The sequence below is a fragment of the Bacillus gaemokensis genome (assembly GCF_001590835.1).
Lineage (GTDB): Bacteria > Bacillota > Bacilli > Bacillales > Bacillaceae_G > Bacillus_A > Bacillus_A gaemokensis.
This window is the reverse complement of sequence record NZ_LTAQ01000046.1, coordinates 5408-5847: the sequence shown is the minus strand read 5'-3', so window position 1 is coordinate 5847 and position 440 is coordinate 5408. Positions and strand designations below refer to the sequence as shown.

General features: G+C 35.5%; 1 pseudogene. It reads right to left on the bottom strand.

The annotated features are described in order from the left end of the window. Positions 1–208 precede the first annotated feature (208 nt). Positions 209–382: pseudogene (locus AZF08_RS22985) on the bottom strand (IS4 family transposase); the annotation flags it as partial. Positions 383–440: the final 58 nt, after the last annotated feature.

Sequence of the window (440 nt, the reverse complement as noted above, 5' to 3'; positions counted from 1 at the left end):
TTACTCTATTCTTGAATCAACTTTGCAACAGAACCGAAATATTTTTAAAGCGTAAAGCAGAAATTGATGAATTTATGGAACTATAATGCCTAAATTTATTTGACATATGGTTAAATAAATTTAGCTAGACCGTAGGAATAAACAATTCCTACGGTTTTATTATTGAATATTTTTCCAGAGTGGCCCCTCATAACCAGAATCGTTTCCGTACCCCTTGTAGAAATTGCACGGCTGTGGCATTAAATCGTTGATTCAGTCCCTCAGGACTGATGAGCACTTCTGTTGATGCTTCTAAACAGCTACATAACTGAGTTAAAGAGGTTTTAGCGACATTTTGACTCATCCATACACATAAAGCGACTAAATCTTTTGCTTGGTAAAGAGGTTTTAGCGACATTTTGACTCATCCATACACATAAAGCGACTAAATCTTTTGCTTG